This is a genomic window from Sphingobacterium wenxiniae, assembly GCF_900116225.1.
In the GTDB taxonomy this organism is placed as follows: domain Bacteria; phylum Bacteroidota; class Bacteroidia; order Sphingobacteriales; family Sphingobacteriaceae; genus Sphingobacterium; species Sphingobacterium wenxiniae.
Genome location: NZ_FOZZ01000014.1, coordinates 1 through 17,436, shown reverse-complemented (window position 1 = coordinate 17,436; position 17,436 = coordinate 1). Strand labels below are relative to the sequence as shown.

The following is a 17,436-nucleotide window of genomic DNA, read 5'->3' as shown; positions in this document are numbered from 1 at the left end:
GTATAATGAAGCCTGTTAACTTGCTTTTATTAGATGATAAGGAAGAAAATATAATTAGCTTATCCGCATTGCTTTCCGAGGTGGAGCATATTAATATCATCAGCTGTACAGACCCCAATGAAGCCTTAAAAATCTGTTGGAGAAACGATATTTCCATTGCTTTGGTTGATGTACAGATGCCGGAAATAAACGGCTTTGAATTTGTTTCACTGTTGAAATCTAACCCCAAAACGAGCCATATCATTGCGATTATGGTTACAGCTATTTCCAAAGAAGACAAATATTTGGTCAAGGGGCTAGAAAGCGGTGCGGTAGATTACTTATATAAACCCCTGAATCCAGAAATTACGATTGCCAAAGTAAGTTCATTTGTAAAGCAGGTACATATTCAAGAAGAGATAAAGTACAAAAATATTGCGTTGGAAGAGTCCCGCCGACAATTGATACAAGCCAAGGAGGAAGCAGAACAAGCCCGCAAATCCAAAGAAATGTTTCTGGCAAACATGAGCCATGAAATCCGGACACCAATTAACGGCATTATGGGCATTATACACATGCTGCGCAATTCATCGTTAGATGAAGAACAGAAAGATTGGCTCAACAGGCTCGACAGTTCTTCTAACTCTTTACTATTGATTATCAACGATATTTTGGATATTTCCAAAATCGACTCTGGAATGATGAAGATCGAATACGAGAGTTTCTCCATCCATCAGAAACTGATGGATATGAACAAAATCTTCAAAATAAAAGCGGAAGACAAAGGCTTATCCTTTGGCATGTATATCGCTGATAATGTGCCTGAATATATCAAGAGTGATCCACTACGAATACAGCAGGTTATCGGAAACTTTATCTCCAATAGCCTCAAATTTACAGAGAATGGTGAGGTTTCCTTGATTGTAGAAGCCAAAGAACAAACTGAAAGCACCTGTAAAATCAAGTTTACCGTCAAAGACACGGGGATAGGAATCCGGACCGAAGTCGTGGAGAAAATATTTCTGGCCTTTGAGCAAGGGGACGACGGCATCACGAAAAAATTCGGCGGAACAGGTTTGGGATTGGCTATAGTTAAGCGATTAGCCACTCTATTAAATGGGGAAGTCAGTGCGAAAAGTAGCTTTGGAAACGGTTCAGAATTTTCATTTGAAGCTCCATTTGAAGTAGTCGACAAATATGCTACAGAAACCGAATCGGAGAACACTCCATTGGCAGACCTCAACAGATTTGAAGGTATAAATGTATTAGTAGCAGAAGATAACGACTTGAACAGTTTCATCTTAACAAATCTACTTCAGACCTGGGGGTGCCGCGTGGATATTGTCAAAAACGGTCGCGACGCCGTCAACAAGACAAGAGAGAAAAAGTATAACTTGATTATGATGGATACACATATGCCAATTATGTCAGGTTTTGAGGCTATCAAAGAAATTAAAAAGAATGATGAAGCGAACAACGTAGTTACACCTATCCTGACCATTTCAGCTTCTGTGCTTAAGCACGAGCAAGCCGCAGCATACGAAGCCGGAGCAGATAGCGTAATTGGCAAGCCTTTCAATCCTTTGGATCTCCACGAGAAGATTGAAAAGCTGATTTCAAAATGACGTTATAACCACTTCTTTATCATTAATATTTAGTATGTTTGCTTTTATAGTAATAAATTAAAATTTTATCATGAAAAGATTATTCATATTACCAGCAGTTGCAGTAGCACTGTCATTAGCGGCTTGTGGAGGTTCAGACAACAAGACAACCACGACTACAGGGGAAACTGCTGCTACGGAATCAACTCCTGTTGAAACAGTTCCGGGTATTGAAAATGTGGAATTATCGAATACAATCGCTGTTGAAGGTAACGACCAGATGAAATTCGACAAAGAATTGTTGCGCGTAAAAGCCGGAGAAACTGTAGAATTGACATTGAAAAATGTAGGTTCTTTACCGAAAGAGTCCATGGGACACAACTTTGTCATTTTAAAACCAGGTGTAGATGTTCCTACCTTCGGTAGCGAAGCTGTTGCCGCGGTAGACAATGATTATATTCCTAAGTCTTCTTTGTCATCCATCGTTGCCCACACAAAATTGTTGGGTCCAGGTGAAGAAGATAAAATCACCTTCACATTAGAAAAAGGCGTTTATCCTTTCCTTTGTAGCTTCCCTGGCCACTTTGGAATTATGCAAGGAAAAATCGTTGCTGAATAAGCAGTTCGGCATTTAATAAGACATAACAAGGGGCTGTATCAGAAATGCAAACACGCCGTCATTGCGAGGAACGAAGTCTCGCTTTGAGCGGGAGTGATGTCAAAAACGCAGATTGCTTCGTCATTCTTCCTCGCAATGACGCTGATATTTTGCATCTATGATACAGCCCCATTTTTATAAGATAAATTCCCAAGAGTTTATTTAAATGGTTAACTTTGAAGCCAAAACAATAAAACTATTTTTATGCAATACGACGTAATTGTTATAGGAAGTGGTCCAGGAGGCTATGTTGGTGCAATTCGATGTGCGCAATTAGGCCTAAAAACCGCAGTCATAGAAAAATATAGCACTTTTGGAGGAACCTGCTTAAACGTAGGCTGTATCCCTTCCAAGGCATTATTGGATACATCCGAGCACTATCATAATGCAGCTCACAACTTTGAAACACACGGTATCAACTTAAGTAATCTTTCCATCGATGTACAGAAGATGATTGACCGCAAAAATGAGGTTATCGCGCAAAACACAGCAGGTATCACATTTTTATTCAAAAAGAACAAAATCGACACCTACGAAGGTGTGGGCTCTTTCGTTGACAAGAACACCATTAAAGTAACGAAACAAGACGGCTCTACAGAAGAGTTAAAAGCGAAGAACATTATTATTGCTACAGGTTCTAAACCTACAGCATTACCATTCTTACCCGTAGACAAAAAACGTATTATAACTTCCACAGAAGCATTAAACTTGACGGAAGTCCCTAAACACCTTATCGTTATCGGTGGCGGTGTTATTGGCTTAGAACTGGGTTCAGTCTACGCAAGATTGGGCGCTAAAGTATCCGTAGTAGAATATGCAAAATCTATCATCGGCACGATGGATGGGGGCTTGGGTAAAGAGCTACAACGCGTGCTTAAGAAATCTTTGGGTATGGAGTTCTTACTTGGCCACAAAGTAACTGGCGCATCAGCCAAAGGCAAAAAAGTGACCGTAACAGCAGAAGATGCCAAAGGTCAACCTGTGTCCATTGAAGGCGATTACTGTATCGTAGCTGTTGGGCGTACAGCCTATACGGAAGGCTTAGGCCTGGAAAATATCGGCATCAAAACAGAGGAAAGAGGAAACAAAATCACTGTCAACGAACACATGGAAACTTCGGTAGAGGGTGTTTATGCGATAGGTGATGTCGTTCGAGGAGCCATGTTGGCACATAAAGCTGAAGATGAAGGAACATATGTCGCAGAGCGTATCGTAGGTCAAAAACCACACATCGACTACAACTTGATTCCGGGCGTTGTCTACACTTGGCCGGAAGTTGCTTCCGTAGGTAAAACTGAAGAGCAACTGAAAGAAGCTGGTGTTAAATACAAATCTGGTTCTTTCTCTTTCAAAGCTTCCGGTCGTGCGAAAGCGTCAGGCGATACCGATGGTTTCATTAAAGTACTTGCCGATGCAGAAACAGATGAACTATTAGGTGTACACATGATTGGTCCTCGTGCTGCGGATATGATTGCCGAAGCAGTCGTAGCCATGGAGTACAGAGCATCCGCAGAAGACATCGGTCGTATCTGCCATGCCCACCCAACTTTCACCGAAGCATTCAAAGAAGCCGCATTAGCTGCTACAGCAAATCGAGCAATTCACGCTTAGTATAAGGCTATAAGCTATAGGCAGTAAGCTATCTTATCTGCCTATAGTTTACAGCTTATAATTAAACAGAAAACTTCCGAAGTTTTAAAAACAAGTTTCTCAAAATCATATCAAGCCACTCCCCCATGAACTTTCATACACGCAAATGGATAAAGCCCGAAGACCTAAACCCCAACGGCACACTCTTCGGTGGCACCCTTCTACGTTGGATAGACGAGGAGGCAGTTATTTATGCTATTGTACAGCTAGGCAACCCACATGTGGTCACGAAATACATTTCAGAAATCAACTTTGTGAGTTCAGCGAGACAAGGCGATATTATTGAATTGGGTATCATCGCTACACATTTTGGCAACACCTCAATCACACTGACCTGTGAGGTCCGTAATAAGATCACCCGTAAGACTATCTTATCGATTGATAAATTGGTTTTTGTGAACCTGAACGAAGATGGCATACCTACTCCACATGGCAAGACTGAAATCACCTATGCCTACATGAGTATTGACAAGACCAATAAGGATTAAAATAAAGTGATGACAGTTATAGTAGTAAAGATAGTGATGTAAGACACAGCTTCCATCACTTCCATAACTTTAAGTTTTATTTCTTTTCGCCGTTGATAATCTTCTTAAGGTCTTTCTCTACCCAGAAAGATACAACAGGAATAAACGAGGCAAACAAATAACTTACCACTCTACGGAAAGACCATTTATATTCGCTCCAACACATAATAAGTAGGATAACGAATATAACAACCAAAAATCCATGAATAGAACCGGCAATCCGCACGGCACCATTTCGGATATCTTCCGGCACATCCATCACATATTTTAAGAGATATTTGACGGGCATCGCCACAAAGAACAGGATAATCGTAGAAATAGCCTCCCACAGGGCCACTTGTCTGAAGATACGTAACATATAATTTATACTACCGGATAAATAACTTTCCGGCAAACATACATCCTAAAACTTTAATCTCCAGATTAAAATCATCTATTGACCCACGGTTGACATTGGGAGGGCTTTTTGTGTGCTATTGATGCAAAACACTTGTTTCTTAGCCAAAAAAAATCGTATTTTTGGCTATTCATAATGTAAATATAGTCTTAACTACAAATAATTTATATGAATTACGATATCATAGTAGTCGGTAGTGGTCCCGGAGGATATGTTGCTGCTATCCGAGCATCACAGTTAGGCTTCAAAACAGCTATTATTGAGCGTGAAGCGTTAGGTGGAATTTGCTTAAACTGGGGCTGTATCCCTACAAAAGCTTTGTTGAAAAGTGCACAGGTTTTCGAATACCTGAACCATGCCGAAGAATACGGTATTAAGGTACAAGGTGGCGAAGCCGACTTTGGAGCTATCGTAAAAAGAAGCCGTGGCGTTGCCGATGGCATGAGCAAAGGTATACAGTTCTTGATGAAAAAGAACAAAATCGATGTCATCATGGGAACGGCCAAAATCAAAAAAGGTGGTAAAATAGATGTTAAAGCTGCGGATGGTTCGACCAAAGAATATACCGCTAAACACACTATTTTAGCTACCGGTGCTCGTTCCCGCGAATTGCCAAACCTGCCTCAGGACGGTAAAAAAATCATCGGCTACCGTCAGGCGATGAACCTGCCTAAACAACCGAAATCATTGGTTGTTGTCGGTTCAGGAGCTATCGGCGTTGAGTTCGCTTATTTCTATAACGCTATCGGCACAAAAGTAACCATCGTAGAATTTATGGACAGAATCGTTCCTGTGGAAGATGAAGAAGTTTCCAAACAACTGGAAAAATCACTCAAAAAAGCAGGTATCGACATCATGACCAAATCCGAAGTACAATCGGTAGATACCAAAGGAGATTTATCGAAAGTTTCTATCAAAACTGCTAAAGGCACCGAAACGATTGAGGCTGAGGTTGTTCTTTCGGCCGTAGGTATTACGCCAAATATCGAAAACTTAGGTCTGGAAGAAGTTGGTGTGAAAACAGACAAAGGTCGTGTTCTTGTAGATGATTATTACAAAACAAACGTTGAAGGTGTATACGCGATCGGTGACATTGTAAAAGGTCAGGCATTGGCACACGTAGCTTCTGCGGAAGGTATCACTTGTGTAGAGAAAATCAAAGGTCTTCACGTCGATCCGATTGACTACAACAATATCCCGGGCTGTACATACTGCTCACCGGAAATTGCATCAGTAGGTTATACCGAAAAAGCAGCTAAAGATGCCGGATACGAACTAAAAGTTGGTAAATTCCCATTCTCTGCTTCCGGTAAAGCTTCTGCAGCTGGCGCAAAAGACGGATTTATCAAATTGGTATTTGATGCGAAATATGGTGAATTGTTAGGTGCACACATGATTGGTGCGAACGTTACCGAAATGATTGCTGAAATCGTAGTCGCCAGAAAACTGGAAACTACCGGTCATGAAATGATTAAAGCCGTACATCCGCACCCAACAATGAGTGAAGCGATTATGGAAGCTGCTGCCGATGCTTATGGCGAAGTGATTCATTTATAAAATAAAGTGATGGTGGTGATGCTTGTTACGGAGGACAAGACTTTCATCACCTCCATAACTTTTTCACTTCGATAACTTTAAAATAAAAAAAGCGGTTTTTAAAAACCGCTTTTTTATTTTAACACCAATTTCGATTCAAAAACTACTGTTTTTGGTTCAATAGGATCTTTTGCTTCCAGGTTCTCGAACAGAATTTCCGCAGCTTTGCGCGCCTGCTTATCGGGATATTGCTCAATACTACCCATAGGCGGATTCTCCATATACTTCCACAGAGGATAATTCGCATAGCTAATGAAATAAACATCTTTTTTCTGGACCAACCCTTTTTGACGCGCATACTTCATCACATCCAACGTTACAAAATCATTAAAGGAAATCACAGCCGACGGTCTTTCCGGCAATGCCAGTAACTTTTCGGTAGCTTCTATATTCCCTTGTTCCGTCAAATCTGTATGCACGATATACTTATCGTTATATTCTAAATTATTTTCAGTGAGTGCTGCTTTATATGCTGTTTCCCGTTCTTGCGTAGCAAGCAGATTCTCTGGGCCGTTAATCAAGGCAATCCGCCGATGACCGATCGATGCAAAAGCCTCAATAGCCTCTTTCATGCCTGAAGAAAGGTCGCTGTACACCTTATTCACCTGATCTATATTGGGCACACAGTCAAAGAATACTACAGGAATCTCGCTTTCCTCCAAAAGCTCTATAAAGCTCAAATCTTCCGTATTTTTCCCCAATGATATGAGGATACCATCCACACGGTGCTTTTTAAACGTTTGGAGAATCTGCAATTCCCGATCTGCATCATCGTGCGATTGTCCCATCAGTACCATATAGTTATGATCCTTCGCCACATCTTCTATCTCACTTATAGCAGAAGAGAAGAAGGGTTCAGATAGGCTTGGCAGGATAACACCAATGGTAAATGTTTTGCGCTGTTTGAAAAAGATAGCAGTCTGATTCGGTTCATAGTTCAACTCTTCCGCCATTTTCTTAACACGCATCGTGGTAACCAATCCTATACTGGGGTGATCGTTCAGCGCACGAGAAACCGTAGACGGAGAAATCCGTAGTTTGCGGGCAATCTCTTTTATTGTAGCTGGCTTCTTCTTCATACGACTGGTATTTTAGTTCTAATCAAAGATACGCTTTATTTTCGCAAATCCTTTTTTAAGAACTTATACATCCCGTTATTTAGTCTGTTTTCTTGTAAAACAGAAACGGCTTTAGGGCGTTTGGTCGTTATCCGTCCATTGGACGCTATAGCTACCCGGGATGCTACTGTCGCAAATGTACCGTTTTGGATATGGTTCAATGCCGAAGCAATCATAGGTTCCTCATCATCGCCAAAATCACGAAAATCACTGAATTCCCAAACATGTGCATTTGGTTCTAAACCGTTGAAATAATCTCCTTCTCCTTTTTTATTCAGCGTTTTAAAAGATGTCACATACAATTCTATATCATCATCTACGATAGGCAATCCGAAAAATCCAACAGGTTTTCCATACGTATTATTCCCTACTACCTGATTTTGATTATTCACTGAGTTAGTCCCCACCATATATACTTGCATGTGCGGTGTCAAAGAGTTAATCAGCAACTCACTCGCCGAGGCCGTGGAATTGGTGACCAAGAAATACACCCGTGATAAGTTTAGCGCCCCCGTTTTATTAAAATATACTGGAGCGAATCCTTCTCCTTCTTCTAGCCAATCCCAGCTTTTCAGCAAATCATTTACTTCATATTTATACATTAAGTCTTTATCAGCAGATGTAGGCACAATTCTATCTGCCAGATATTCCGCCGTAACCACAGCTCCACCACCGTTGTATCTCAGGTCGACGATTAACTCATTTATTCCTTTGCTTTCAAAATCGCTAAAGATGCCATCAAAAGTCGCCTTCATCCCATTCTTGGCTTCAAGAACATTTACAAAAGAACTAAATGCTAAATATCCTACCTTCTTTCCGTCTCGATCAAAAACTCGGCTATCCATAACAGGATCCATTTTGTATTGGACGCTCGCTATATCCTTTTCTGTAATCGTCCCATCAGGTTTGGCAAAACGAACCTTCATACTTTGTGAGCTCAAATAGGTATTGATGCCACGAAAATTCTGTGCTGCCTGAGAGTCATAGTCAATCTTCGTATCGCCATTAATGCCCAAAATCATATCCCCTCTACGGATACCTGCTTTATACGCAGGCGAGTTTTTGTCTACCATTCTGACATACAGATAGGCGTTATTGCCCGAAGTTTCCGTTTGCAAATAGAACACATACATACCATAGCTCGTTGCTACCGCGTCCTGTATCTCGCCACTTACTTCACCGGCTCTATCCAAAAAGCTATACCAATCATAATTTTTAGTAGATTCCGTACCTGGAGCCTTTGTTAAGTCCATTAAATAGTCGAGCACATCTTCTCCGGTTTCATAATACTTGGTATACTCGTTTCTTATATAGCCTGCTTTCTCAATATCATTGATATTACGGGGCGGGACATACGATTCCCATAAAGAGAGCACCTTGTAATAATACCAGATAGAATCGCGCACCTTATTCTCGTGCTCATTATCCAGATAGACCTCCCTAGGGTCTACCGGGTCTACTGGATTACCACCCGTTGTCGGGTTCACCTCTTTCTTACAGGCGGAAAAGCTAAAAAAAAGCCCCAAAGCCAATGTTAGGTATACAATTCTCATAACCTATTTCTAATTTTCTAAATGATTTACAGGATATACTTCATCTGTACCTATCCCGAATTCCTCAGCAATATAAGCATTTGGCTTTATATTACGGAAAAGCAATTCCTGTACAAAATAAACGCGCAACTGTTTTTTAAGTTCATCAAGCTCTCCCCACTCGATGTGCTTTAGCTTATTCAGCTGCTCAATCGGATTTCCGTCTGTCAAAAGCACAATACGCTTTCCGCTATCCATCAGCTCCTTTGCCAATGCCTTAAAATCATCCTTCAAGATCAGTTTCAATGGCAGGTGCGCATTTGCTTTTAGACGTTCAAAGTTCTCCCTGTAGGACTCCGGCAATTGGAAATGGTTTATCGTTTCATCCAACACGACCGTTTCCCCTTCCCTTTCATAAGTCTGCTTCATGAAGTCCACCATAGACTTGGACAGGCTTTTCCCTTCTGTATATTCCGTAAAATTGGCAAATAGGTAGTACACCTGCAACAGATAGTCCCGTTTAGGGAAAAGCACATCGTCCACCTCGAAAGCATAGATTTCTTTATCTCTTGGAATAATCATCATTAATCAGCTAAACACCACATCATATCTTCCTCGGAATCAGAAAGCATCCCTACTCCCGAAAAACCGGCATCATTTATCTTTTCACCATGCAGCAAATCCACCCCTTCTCTACAGACATACAGTTGTTGCTCTTTTGGCGGATTTTTCAAGATAAAGAATTCAGCCAGATCCACTGGCTGTAAAACCTCAATACCATACTCATGAAACAGGATCCGCGCTTCATGCAAAGGAGCTAACTCCATCTTTCCGAGCGGCAGCACGTAATCAGCCTGCTCATCCAAACAGGTCTTGAGCAACTCGTGTGCATAAGTAGGGTTAACTCCGGTTGGAATTTGACGGTAGTTCTGACGGAGCAATATGTCTGGAAAGGTTTCGGCAGAGGCAAACACCACATCAAATCGAGGGGTCAACATGCGACCGATACGTTGTGCCAGTGGTCGCGTACCATAAGTAATTACTATTTTTTCCATTTATAATTTTAATGTTATGGAAGTGAACGAAGTTATGGAGGTGAGGGAAGCTGTATCTTACATCACTATCTTCACTACCATAACAGTCATCACTTGATTTCAAAGTATCAACCCATCACGCATGTGAACGGTGCGGTCAGATATACCGGCAAGTTCCTCGTTATGTGTCACGATAATAAATGTCTGGTTCAAGGCATCCCGAAGGTCAAAAAAGAGTTGGTGCAGGGAAGCTGCATTTTCGGAGTCTAGATTACCCGATGGTTCATCAGCAAGAATCAATGCCGGATTGTTCACCAAAGCTCTGGCGACAGAAACCCGTTGCTGTTCCCCTCCCGAAAGTTGGCCGGGTTTATGATATGCGCGGTGCTGCACCCCTAGTCTTTCCAAAAGTTCCATAGCTGTCTTTTCTGCTTCCTTTGGGCTTTTCCCTTGGATAAAAGCAGGTATACATACATTCTCCAATGCGGTAAATTCGGGTAAAAGATGATGAAACTGAAAGACGAAGCCAATGTGCTCATTTCGGAACTGGCTCAATTTCTTCTCGTTCAGGGCTGTGACATCTACCCCATTGATAGTGACTTTGCCCGAATCAGGCTTATCCAATGTCCCTACGATATGTAACAGTGTACTCTTTCCGGCACCAGAAGCACCTACTATCGAGACGATTTCTCCCTTGGCTACCGAAAGGTCAACACCCTTCAATATTTCTAGTTGTCCAAAGGATTTATGTATGTCATTTGCCTGCAATATCATAGTACGAAGGTAAGGAAATTGGCTCAATTCCATAAACAAAACTCTTTAATCACTTTTTACCAAAGAATTACTTGACCCTTCCATTTTAAAATCCTATTTTTACCTCAAATTTTTTACGATGAATATTCACGAATATCAAGCAAAAGAAATACTTAAGAGTTTTGGTGTAAGAGTTCAAGAAGGAATCCTTGCAGAAACTCCAGAGCAAGCTGTTCAAGCTGCACAAAAGTTAAAAGAAGATCTTAATTCGGACTGGGTAGTAGTAAAGGCTCAGATTCATGCTGGAGGCCGTGGTAAAGGTGGCGGCGTTAAGCTTGCTAAAAACCACGACGAGGTATTACAAAGAGCAACCGACATCATCGGTATGCAATTGGTAACGCCACAAACAGGTCCGGAAGGTAAAAAGGTAAACAAGGTCTTGATTGCTCAAGATGTGTACTACCCTGGCGATAGCGACATCAAAGAATTCTATGTTTCTGTATTGTTGGATCGCGCTAAAGGCCGTAACATCATCATGTATTCTACAGAAGGTGGTATGGACATCGAAGAGGTAGCTGAAAAGACTCCTCACCTTATCTTCAAAGAAGAGGTTGACCCTAAAGTAGGTTTACAAGGTTTCCAAGCGCGTAAAATTGCTTTCAACTTAGGCCTTTCAGGTGCTGCGCACAAAGACATGGTGAAATTCATTGCTGCTTTATACAAAGCCTATGACACTATCGACGCTTCATTGTTCGAAATCAACCCAGTATTAAAAACATCTGACGATAAAATATTAGCTGTTGACGCCAAAGTAAACTTTGATGAAAACGCATTATACCGTCACGCTGATTACGCTGCGCTACGCGATGTTGCCGAAGAAGATCCTACTGAAGTAGAGGCAGGCGAATCCAATTTGAACTATGTAAAATTGGACGGTAACGTAGGTTGTATGGTAAACGGTGCAGGTTTGGCGATGGCAACTATGGATATCATCAAACTAGCAGGTGGTGAGCCAGCAAACTTCTTGGACGTAGGTGGTACGGCTAATGCTGAAACAGTAAAAGCTGGTTTCAATATTATCTTGAAAGATCCTAACGTAAAAGCAATCTTGATTAACATCTTTGGTGGTATCGTTCGTTGTGATCGCGTAGCACAAGGTGTTATCGACGCTTACCAAGAAATCGGAAATATCCCTGTGCCTATCATCGTTCGTCTTCAAGGTACAAACGCTGCTGAAGCGAAAAAATTGATTGACGAATCCGGTCTACAGGTTTACTCGGCTATCTTATTAAAAGAAGCTGCCGAATTGGTAACCAAAGTTCTTGAGAACAAATAAATCTTTATATAGATAACAAAAATAAAGGGGCATTATATAATGCCCCTTTATTTTTGTTATCTATTCGCATAATCTCCAGTAATCGGAAGATAGCTTCCATCTTCCTTCACATACCGCCATTTATTGCCATCGTTGACCAATAAAGGAAACAAGGAATTCTCAGGATTGTCTTCTCCATACATGGTTACAGGAGGATAGATATCGGCAAACGTTGGCTCCACAATGACCTTGCCCTGAAAATCCACTATGCCATATCTCCGCTGTCCGCCCCAGCTTTTGCCATCCACCCTTGTTTCAACCAGTAAATAAGGCAGGCCGGGTATGCTACGGATGTCATGATAGATGGCCGGTAACAGGAGTTCACCCGTCATCAAATCTCCAATACCAAAGCACAGATCGCCGTTATCTCCTTCCCGCATCAAAATCACCTTATTTTCTAAATCAAAATCATCTATATTGTGAAACAACATATCATCGACAAAGTAGTCAGGAGGAAAGATTTTCTCTCCTTTCAGACTTACAAAATAGCACCGTGACGGGTTGCCCCAATAATTTTCATTGGATTGTTTCTCCGCATTTATCAGTAAGGCATCTTTACCCACAAACCGTACTTGTGCATATTTAGGTTCTACAATAACCTTTCCATGACGATCGATATACCCCATTCCACCCTTGGATTGGATCTTACCGTAGCCTTGTTCGAACCCATATAACAGCCAATGGTCGTCATCTTCTTCCATATCAAAATCCACAGGCAAACTACTCAAGAGATACAGCAGCTGCGAACATTCTTTTTTTCCCTTAACATCATACAATCGTCCCGCTAAGCCGTCTTTGGATACAAATAGAAGATCCCTCGTTCCATGAATCATCTCTACAGTCTTGTAGTCGAGTTCTTCCATGTGCAAACCTTCTACATTAAAGATAGCATACCGCTTTTCTCCCGCTTGTGCATACTCCGTAAGATAATGCGCCCGATCCAACGAATCTATCCGTTTTAAGGCAAAATCATTGTATTTTTTCCCTTGCAGGTCATACAGATCTATACCACTAAACGCATCCAAGACAGCTTGTACGATAATACCGTTGGGTGTAGTCAACGAATTAAAATATCGGTCGTACATTGCTGGAATGATCACATTTTTGGCTTCCATATCATAAAGCCCCCACCTGTCCTTTTCTTGGAAAGCTAAAAATAGCTTATTAGCAATCTCGGCGACGGCATAATCTTGTATAGCAAAAGGGATAATTTTTTCTCCCTTGCGGTCGAACAAAATTTTCACCCCCTGTTTTTCAGCCTCAATAAATTCACCTCCTTCAATTTCTGGCTGTTTTCTGACCCTGATATTGTAGAATTCGGGTTCATATAAACGATTACTCTCCGCAAAATAAAGTCCATAATAAGCTTTCTGCTTTATGGAGAAGACCGTCAACCTTAGGCTTCCCGAAGAATAAAAATATTCGTTGGTATGTTGGATTTCGGCATGTTCTTTTTTCAATAAAGCTTCTGGCTTTCGGGCTTGAAAGAGAAATGTTTCACCTGCCTTTTTCGCCACAAAGTAATCATCATAGACCTGTACACTTTCATATTCCACAGGCAATACAACATCGCCATCCACATGGATCAATCCTTGTTTCTGGTCTTTGGTAGCCAAGAGATAATGTCCAAAATATCCCAAATATGAATTGTCGTTGGGTGCTTCCAGTTTATCATAGGTATGCGGAACGGCCAGTTCGCCATCACGATTAAACGCACCATACAAGCCGTTCTCTACAGTCACTAACATCCCGGAAATAACATCTGTTTCGGGCGATGATCCATCAAATACTTTGCCTGTGGGGATATGGATAACTACGTTTTTGCCCTGTTGATAAAAAGAGGTTACCCAGTTATCGCTACGCATAGAACGATGCTCATGTTCAAAGGCAAACGGCACAAGAACCTGTTCCTCCCAACTGATGACACCCCATTTTCCATTCTTCTTGGCATACACATAAGGTGCACCGGTTGAGCAACCACCACAATAATCGAATCCTTCATAAGCTTGTTTGGTCACTATACGGTTTTGGGATTTGCTATATAAACGCCAGGCTCCCTCCTGCTTCACGTCAAAATATTTCCCATCCAAAAAGCCTATGTCATCAAATAGCGGGAGCATGACTCCACCAGGCAGGTAATAGGTCTTTTTCTTATTTTTGTGCAATTCCCAAAACTGCTGATATTGTGTATCGATATAATCATATTCGGCTGTTATCAACTGTTCTCCCATTGGGGATAATACCCCATACTTACCTTCTTTTTCAAAAATCGTCTTATTCTTTGGCAAGTATTTGCCATATCCTTCTTTCACTTCCCTCACGTAATCTTCCTGTACATAAGGCACGCCAAGTATGCCTTCGCTTACCGTCTGTATTTTCTCACCTTGGGTATCGATATAATAAGACATATTACCTTCCCGCACCAAAGCATAACCGCTTCTGAAAGGACTCAATGATAATGATTGAACAGGTGGGACAACCGGGGGCGCAACTGCTGGGGGCGGAATACCCTGTGCATCGCTTTTTGCGGGCACGAATAGGACTGCTATCCAAATCAGCACCGGAAAACTATAATATTTTAGCTTCATCTTGTTCTTCATTAATTTGATTTGCTTCGAATCGTATAAGGCTTACCATTTTTACGAACAAAGTAGTACCAATCCCCATCTTTAACCAGGATTGGCCATGTCTTTTCCTCCCCCTCATAGCTTGTACGGATATTATCATAGCGGGGTTCTATCACCACCTTACCTTCCGCAGTAATCAACCCTTCTTTACCATCCTTTCTAATCTGCAGATAAGGTTTTCCACTACTCCATTCGATATACTCGTATTCGGGCTCTAAGATGATTACCCCTCGTTTGTCTACCAATCCCACCTTATCCCCCAATCGGACCTGCAATAGTAAAGAGGAATTGCCAAAGGCATGAACATCAGACCATATTGGTGGAAACACTTCTTTACCACTTGCGTCTATAACGCCAAAAAGATGATTGCCTGTTCGATAAGTGTTAGACGCTGAGGAGGTGGTCATTTTTTTAGCCACAATGCCATAGTCTTCTATGAATTCGCCAACTTGTTCATAGTCAGTAAAACGCTTGGGTTCTCCCTTTTCATTGATAAAAAGATTGGTTTCATCGGCATAGATTTTCTTTAATCCTGCATGAAATCCAGCGATACTTCTTCCTTCGGGTTCGGGGAAGTTGATATGTCCATAGCTGCCCCTTACTTTCCATTGAGGGTTTTCGTAAAGGATATTCCCTTGTATATCCATCAACACATACACAGGGCTATTGTATCCCTCGGCTTTTTCTACCAACAAAAAATGGTTTCCCAGCATTTCAACATCACGCACCTCTTTATCAAATTGCAGTAAGGCATTCCCTTCCTTATCGTATAGGCTTACCCGACCTAAATTCTCTTCTATTCCCTGTTTTACTATACGAAAATAGTTTTCGTTAAGCCATTTAATAGATTGTGGAGCGGGCGAAACGATAAGCTTACCTATTTCGAAATCAAAAAGTCCTATAGACTCTGTATAGCTGTCTTCATTTTTCTGACCCACTATCTCTAGGTAACGCTTTTTCAAGGTCAGGTTGGAGCTCAAAGCCTGTGCATTGTATTGGTAGGTATCTTTTACCCAATAGTCCATAGGCAAAAGAGTTTTGCCCTGCGCATCCAAAACACTGATTTTTCTTTCGGTATTTTCTACTATAAAGCATACCGATTGGTCATAACAATACGGTTTCACAGTACGGTATTTCCCTTGTGGTACGACGGTTTTTCCGGTCCAATCATACAGACCCTCCGTCCCCTCTTTGTAACCGCGGATATAATAGGGCAGACTATCCACCTTGACCTCATACTTTATGTTAGCAATTTGTTGCGGAGTCAGGTTCACTCCCCTTTCACTGTAAGCACTTATATCCACCACTTGTCCGCTGACTTTCACACGTCCTTCCGCATTGACAAAATCCAATCGTTCGAAGTCCGTTGAAAACAGGAGTTGACCTTCTCCATTGGCGACATTGTAGAGGTTATGATCCCTAACTACGATATAGAGCCCCCTTGTATAGTTAATAATGGACGAAAACTGTGGTTCCAGTACTACTTTACCTGTTTGAGGATTGAGTAAGCCGACATGTTTATTCTTCCGAATGGATAACATATTGCTATGGGCTATGGCGGATAAAGTAGGGAAATCGCCCTCCACCATAACCTCACCAGAAATGCCATACAGCGTAGCCAGACCACCCTTAAGGGCATGTATATAGTTATAATCCTTGGTCTTGATAAAATGGAGCTGCTCCTGTTCGACAGGAACCACCAACGTGCCATCTTTCGTAGCAACTCCTTCCTTACCACTATTCGTGACAATAACATAATGGTCAAAAAGATAGGTCTTACTTACTTCATCGTAGATACAAGGCTGAAGCAAATCTCCGGTCAAAGCATCCAACCAACCCCAACGGTTATCCTTGGCCACAGCAATGATATCCTTACTGATGACCTTCAGCTGCTGGTACTTTGGCTGGGCCAAGACATGTCCGTTCGTATCTGCATATCCATAAAGTCCATCCTGCTGTAGCACGATAAATTTGTAGTTGTAGGGAATACCCTCATACCACTGCCCTTCGTAGTCGTCCTCCACACGCACCTCGTCATAGACAAATGGGACAATGAGCTTACCATCGTCACGCACCACACCATAAGCCCCATCTTTCATACCCACCGTCATGCCCGCCGCACGGTTGTGCATATCGTCCATCCACACTTGGCTATCCAAGTGGTAATAGTATTTAATGCCATCTTTTGTCACGTTCACCAAGGGGTGGGTATAATCACTAAAACTAATCTTATCGAAGGTCTGCCATTCCTGTGCTTGTATCGGGGCGTTAGATATATAAATCACAAGCATTGTAAGCAGTATATTATGGATTCTACGTAGCATATAGAGCGGAGTGTATTTGATATGACGAATATAGCCAAAAGCTTTGAGGTCTAAAATAACGGAAAGCAGGGAATTTTTCCCTACTCTATTCTTCTACTTCAAAGTAACAATTTTCGACTTACACACTTTTAGGGATACTGCCCCTAAACTCTTTCGCTGGCACACCAAACTTTTTCGCTGATACACCAAACTCTTTCGCTGACGCACCAAACTCTTTCGCCGACACGCCAAACTCTTTCGCTGACACACCAAACTCTTTCGC

Annotated in this window: 14 protein-coding genes; 6 read left to right on the top strand and 8 right to left on the bottom strand. The window is 41.7% G+C overall.

What is annotated here, in order from left to right; genetic code table 11:
• The first annotated feature begins 5 nt into the window (after positions 1-5).
• From BM375_RS15130 to BM375_RS15115, 4 genes are all read left to right on the top strand, one after another.
• Positions 6-1,604 carry a response regulator gene (locus BM375_RS15130; protein ID WP_093367282.1) on the top strand — a complete coding sequence of 533 codons (1,599 nt, stop codon included), beginning with the start codon at positions 6-8 and terminating at the stop codon, positions 1,602-1,604.
• A 70-nt stretch (positions 1,605-1,674) separates the two neighbouring features.
• Positions 1,675-2,202, top strand: coding sequence for a plastocyanin/azurin family copper-binding protein (locus BM375_RS15125; protein ID WP_093367280.1), 528 nt, complete (start codon positions 1,675-1,677; stop codon positions 2,200-2,202).
• 243 nt (positions 2,203-2,445) lie between these two features.
• Positions 2,446-3,852, top strand: a complete 1,407-nt coding sequence (lpdA, locus tag BM375_RS15120; RefSeq protein WP_093367279.1) for a dihydrolipoyl dehydrogenase — start codon at positions 2,446-2,448, stop codon at positions 3,850-3,852.
• 125 nt (positions 3,853-3,977) lie between these two features.
• A complete protein-coding gene (locus BM375_RS15115; RefSeq protein ID WP_093367277.1) occupies positions 3,978-4,379 on the top strand; it encodes an acyl-CoA thioesterase in 402 nt (133 codons plus the stop codon).
• A 76-nt stretch (positions 4,380-4,455) separates the two neighbouring features.
• On the opposite strand, the gene BM375_RS15110 is transcribed toward BM375_RS15115, so the two are convergent.
• Positions 4,456-4,776 (bottom strand): DUF3817 domain-containing protein, encoded by a 321-nt coding sequence (locus tag BM375_RS15110; RefSeq protein WP_093367276.1) that lies wholly within the window; start codon positions 4,774-4,776, stop codon positions 4,456-4,458.
• A gap of 207 nt (positions 4,777-4,983) precedes the next feature.
• Here BM375_RS15110 and lpdA (BM375_RS15105) point away from each other — a divergent pair, with 207 nt between their 5' ends.
• On the top strand, positions 4,984-6,372 hold the full coding sequence (lpdA, locus tag BM375_RS15105) for a dihydrolipoyl dehydrogenase (protein WP_093367274.1): 1,389 nt from the start codon (positions 4,984-4,986) through the stop codon (positions 6,370-6,372).
• Positions 6,373-6,485: 113 nt separating this feature from the next.
• On the opposite strand, the gene BM375_RS15100 is transcribed toward lpdA (BM375_RS15105), so the two are convergent.
• From BM375_RS15100 to BM375_RS15080, 5 genes are all read right to left on the bottom strand, one after another.
• Positions 6,486-7,490 (bottom strand): LacI family DNA-binding transcriptional regulator, encoded by a 1,005-nt coding sequence (locus tag BM375_RS15100; protein WP_093367273.1) that lies wholly within the window; start codon positions 7,488-7,490, stop codon positions 6,486-6,488.
• A gap of 35 nt (positions 7,491-7,525) precedes the next feature.
• Positions 7,526-9,082 carry a S41 family peptidase gene (locus BM375_RS15095; protein WP_093367271.1) on the bottom strand — a complete coding sequence of 519 codons (1,557 nt, stop codon included), beginning with the start codon at positions 9,080-9,082 and terminating at the stop codon, positions 7,526-7,528.
• A gap of 9 nt (positions 9,083-9,091) precedes the next feature.
• Positions 9,092-9,646: a hypothetical protein gene (locus tag BM375_RS15090; RefSeq protein WP_093367270.1), complete on the bottom strand. Its 555-nt coding sequence runs from the start codon at positions 9,644-9,646 to the stop codon at positions 9,092-9,094.
• On the bottom strand, positions 9,646-10,116 hold the full coding sequence (locus tag BM375_RS15085) for a hypothetical protein (RefSeq protein ID WP_093367268.1): 471 nt from the start codon (positions 10,114-10,116) through the stop codon (positions 9,646-9,648). Before BM375_RS15085 ends, BM375_RS15090 begins: the two co-directional genes overlap by 1 nt.
• 99 nt (positions 10,117-10,215) lie before the next feature.
• Entirely contained in the window at positions 10,216-10,869 is a 654-nt protein-coding gene (locus BM375_RS15080; RefSeq protein ID WP_093367364.1) for an ABC transporter ATP-binding protein, read from the bottom strand.
• Between the two features lie 118 nt (positions 10,870-10,987).
• On the opposite strand from BM375_RS15080, the gene sucC reads away from it, so the two are divergent.
• Positions 10,988-12,184, top strand: a complete 1,197-nt coding sequence (sucC, locus tag BM375_RS15075) for an ADP-forming succinate--CoA ligase subunit beta (RefSeq protein ID WP_093367267.1) — start codon at positions 10,988-10,990, stop codon at positions 12,182-12,184.
• A gap of 56 nt (positions 12,185-12,240) precedes the next feature.
• Here sucC and BM375_RS15070 read toward each other — a convergent pair whose 3' ends face one another.
• Together BM375_RS15070 and BM375_RS15065 are read right to left on the bottom strand one after the other, a co-directional pair.
• Positions 12,241-14,811: a WG repeat-containing protein gene (locus BM375_RS15070; protein ID WP_212611696.1), complete on the bottom strand. Its 2,571-nt coding sequence runs from the start codon at positions 14,809-14,811 to the stop codon at positions 12,241-12,243.
• Positions 14,812-14,822: 11 nt separating this feature from the next.
• Positions 14,823-17,174 carry a WG repeat-containing protein gene (locus tag BM375_RS15065; protein WP_093367263.1) on the bottom strand — a complete coding sequence of 784 codons (2,352 nt, stop codon included), beginning with the start codon at positions 17,172-17,174 and terminating at the stop codon, positions 14,823-14,825.
• Positions 17,175-17,436: the final 262 nt, after the last annotated feature.

Excerpts from the sequence above, each read along its gene's own strand:
- BM375_RS15130 (WP_093367282.1), top strand. The coding sequence starts at position 6 with ATGAAGCCTGTTAACTTGCTTTTATTAGATGATAAGGAAGAAAATATA.
- BM375_RS15125 (WP_093367280.1), top strand. The coding sequence starts at position 1,675 with ATGAAAAGATTATTCATATTACCAGCAGTTGCAGTAGCACTGTCATTA.
- lpdA (WP_093367279.1), top strand. The coding sequence starts at position 2,446 with ATGCAATACGACGTAATTGTTATAGGAAGTGGTCCAGGAGGCTATGTT.
- BM375_RS15115 (WP_093367277.1), top strand. The coding sequence starts at position 3,978 with ATGAACTTTCATACACGCAAATGGATAAAGCCCGAAGACCTAAACCCC.
- BM375_RS15110 (WP_093367276.1), bottom strand. The coding sequence starts at position 4,776 with ATGTTACGTATCTTCAGACAAGTGGCCCTGTGGGAGGCTATTTCTACG.
- lpdA (WP_093367274.1), top strand. The coding sequence starts at position 4,984 with ATGAATTACGATATCATAGTAGTCGGTAGTGGTCCCGGAGGATATGTT.
- BM375_RS15100 (WP_093367273.1), bottom strand. The coding sequence starts at position 7,490 with ATGAAGAAGAAGCCAGCTACAATAAAAGAGATTGCCCGCAAACTACGG.
- BM375_RS15095 (WP_093367271.1), bottom strand. The coding sequence starts at position 9,082 with ATGAGAATTGTATACCTAACATTGGCTTTGGGGCTTTTTTTTAGCTTT.
- BM375_RS15090 (WP_093367270.1), bottom strand. The coding sequence starts at position 9,646 with ATGATGATTATTCCAAGAGATAAAGAAATCTATGCTTTCGAGGTGGAC.
- BM375_RS15085 (WP_093367268.1), bottom strand. The coding sequence starts at position 10,116 with ATGGAAAAAATAGTAATTACTTATGGTACGCGACCACTGGCACAACGT.
- BM375_RS15080 (WP_093367364.1), bottom strand. The coding sequence starts at position 10,869 with ATGATATTGCAGGCAAATGACATACATAAATCCTTTGGACAACTAGAA.
- sucC (WP_093367267.1), top strand. The coding sequence starts at position 10,988 with ATGAATATTCACGAATATCAAGCAAAAGAAATACTTAAGAGTTTTGGT.
- BM375_RS15070 (WP_212611696.1), bottom strand. The coding sequence starts at position 14,811 with ATGAAGCTAAAATATTATAGTTTTCCGGTGCTGATTTGGATAGCAGTC.
- BM375_RS15065 (WP_093367263.1), bottom strand. The coding sequence starts at position 17,174 with ATGCTACGTAGAATCCATAATATACTGCTTACAATGCTTGTGATTTAT.